Source organism: Paraburkholderia sp. (assembly GCF_035501035.1).
Lineage (GTDB): Bacteria > Pseudomonadota > Gammaproteobacteria > Burkholderiales > Burkholderiaceae > Paraburkholderia.
The window spans coordinates 1-2,608 of the sequence record NZ_DATJWR010000136.1 but is presented as its reverse complement, the minus strand read 5'-3'; the positions used below and the strand labels follow the sequence as shown (position 1 = coordinate 2,608).

Annotated in this window: 3 protein-coding genes; all 3 read right to left on the bottom strand. The window is 67.8% G+C overall.

Annotated features, from left to right (window positions below; genetic code table 11):
* Positions 1-125: N-succinylarginine dihydrolase (locus VMJ11_RS09580; RefSeq protein WP_325619176.1), on the bottom strand; the 125-nt coding region annotated here is incomplete at its 3' end.
* A gap of 9 nt (positions 126-134) precedes the next feature.
* Positions 135-1,598: a succinylglutamate-semialdehyde dehydrogenase gene (gene astD, locus VMJ11_RS09575; protein WP_325619175.1), complete on the bottom strand. Its 1,464-nt coding sequence runs from the start codon at positions 1,596-1,598 to the stop codon at positions 135-137.
* An 8-nt stretch (positions 1,599-1,606) separates the two neighbouring features.
* A partial coding sequence (gene astA / locus VMJ11_RS09570) for an arginine N-succinyltransferase (RefSeq protein WP_325619174.1) occupies positions 1,607-2,608 on the bottom strand: 1,002 nt, incomplete at its 5' end.

The window sequence follows — 2,608 nt, the reverse complement described above, 5'->3', positions numbered from 1 at the left end:
GACTTCTCGTTGTTCTGCGACGCGACGTTGCCGAACGACAGCCCCGCGTAGTTGTGCGTGGGGCCAACGAGTCCGTCGAAATTGGCCTCCAGGGTGGCCTTGGATCCGGTTGCGGAATGGCTCATCGTCGATCCTCAGAATTGAAGGCCCGGCGAAACGCTCGCGGGCATCTGCAGTTGTGCGCTTTCCACCGAGGCCATCGGCCAGGCGCAGTAGTCGGCGGCGTAAAACGCGCTGGGGCGATGATTGCCCGAGCGGCCCGGGCCGCCGAAGGGCGCGCCGCTCGACGCGCCGTTGGTCGGACGGTTCCAGTTGACGATGCCCGCGCGGATTTCGCGCGAGAAGCGCTGCCAGAGCGCGGCATCGTCGGCGAGCAGGCCGGCGGACAAACCGTAGGCCGTGTTGTTCGCCTGGGCGATGGCGTCGTCGATACCGGCGTAGCGGATGATCTGCGCCAGCGGGCCAAAGTGCTCCTCATCCGGCAGATCGGCCACGCCCGTCACGTCGAGAATGCCGGGCGTGACAAAGCCGAGCGCCGGATCGCGCTGCTGCATCGGCAGCAAGGCCTTCGCGCCGCGCGAGAGCAGCAGCGTTTGCGCCTCGATCAGCTTCGCGGCCGCGCGCGCCGAGATCACCGCGCCCATGAAGGGCTGCGGATCGGCGTTGTATTCGCCCACGGCGATTCGTGAGGACACCTCGACAAAGCGCTCGATAAAGCGGTCGCCGAATTCGCCCGACGGCACCAGAATGCGGCGCGCGCAGGTGCAGCGCTGCCCCGCCGAGAGAAACGCCGACTGGATCGTGTGGTGCACGGCCGCGTCGATGTCCTCGACCGGCGCGACGACGAGCGGATTGTTGCCGCCCATTTCCAGCGCGAGCACGATCTCGGGCCGGCCGCCGAACTGGCGATGCAGCAGCGTGCCCGTGTCCGAGCTGCCGGTGAAGAAGAGCCCGTCGATCTGCCGATGGTTCGCGAGCGCCACGCCCGTGTCGCGCTCGCCCTGCACGAGGTTCAGCACGCCGGCGGGCAAGCCCGCTTCGCGCCAGAGTTCGACCGTGACACGCGCGACTTCGGGCGCAAGCTCCGAAGGCTTGAAGACCACGGCGTTGCCGGCGATGAGCGCGGGTACGATATGGCCGTTGGGCAGATGGCCCGGGAAGTTGTACGGCCCGAACACCGCGACGACGCCGTGCGGGCGGTGGCGCAGCACGGCCACGCCGTCGGCCATCGGCGTGCGCTTTTCGCCGGTGCGCTCGCCATGGGCCGTGATCGAAATGGCGACCTTCGCGGCCATCGAGGCCGCTTCGGTGCGCGCTTCCCACAACGGCTTGCCGGTCTCGCGGCCAATCGCCTGGGCCAGCGCTTCCTTGCGCTCGGAGACTAGCGCGGCGAAGCGCTTCGCGATCTCGCAGCGCGTTTCGAGCGGCGTTTGCGACCATGCGGAAAACGCGCGGCGCGCGGCGTTGACGGCGCGATCGACATCTTCCGCGCTCGCGGCGTTGCCGCTCCACACGGTCTCGCCGGTGCCGGGGTTGCGCGACGCGAATGCGGGACCCGCGGCCGCGCACCATTGCCCATCGATATAAAGCTCGTTCATGTTCGTCCTTATTGCTTGTGTGCCTGGCCGAGCACGCGCACCGCCTCGCCCGACGCGACGTTCAGCGCCGCCGCTTCCTGCGCGCTCAGCGTGAACACGCCGTCGTGCACCACGCCCGGCGCGAAACCCACCCGAAAATCGCCCAGCGAGGTATTCGACACGAGCGAGCGCACGCCTGCTTCGGCTTGCGGCGTGCCAATCTCGACCGGCACCACCACGCTGTCGCGCACCGTGCGCAAATCCCCGATATGGCATTCGAGCACCGGCCCCGCGTCGAAGATATCGACATGATTCTCGTAGCGCAGCCCCTCGGCTTCGAGCATGCGGCGCGCGGGAACCGTGTCGGCGTGCGTGAGGCCCACGCATGCCTGCGCTTCCTCGGGCAGCAACTCCACGTACACCGGATAGCGCGGCATGAGTTCCGCGAGAAACGACTTGCGGCCGTGCGAGCTGAGATAGTCGGCGGCGTTGAAGTCGATTTGATAGAAGTGCGAACCGACCGCGCGCCAGAACGGCGACGTGCCCTCCGCGTCGAAATGGCCGCGCAACTCCGCGCACAGGCGCTCGGGAAAGCGCTCGCGAAACTGGGCGATGAACATGAACCGCGAGCGCGACAACAGGCTGCCCATGCCGCCCGTACGATAGCGCGGCGAAAGGAACAGCGAGCACACTTCGGCGTAGCCTGTGAGATCGTGCGAGATATTGAGCGCGCGCATGCGCGTCCAGATGCCGAGTTCCTGGCTCGCGTGAACCACCGTGCTCACGCGATAGTTGTAGAACGGCTGCTCGAGCCCCACCGCCGTTTCGATGCCGCATGCGCCAGCCACGTCGCCCGTGGCCGTGTCTTCCATCACGAAGAAGTAGCCGGCTTCGCGCGGCGCGGCTTCACCGGCTAGCGTGCGCCGCGTGCGCTCGATGCGCGCCTTGAGCGCCTCGCGGTCGGGCTTGAAGGTCGTGAGACCGGGTCCCGTTTCCTGGGCTAGCGCGACGAGCGCGTCCACGTCGCCCGT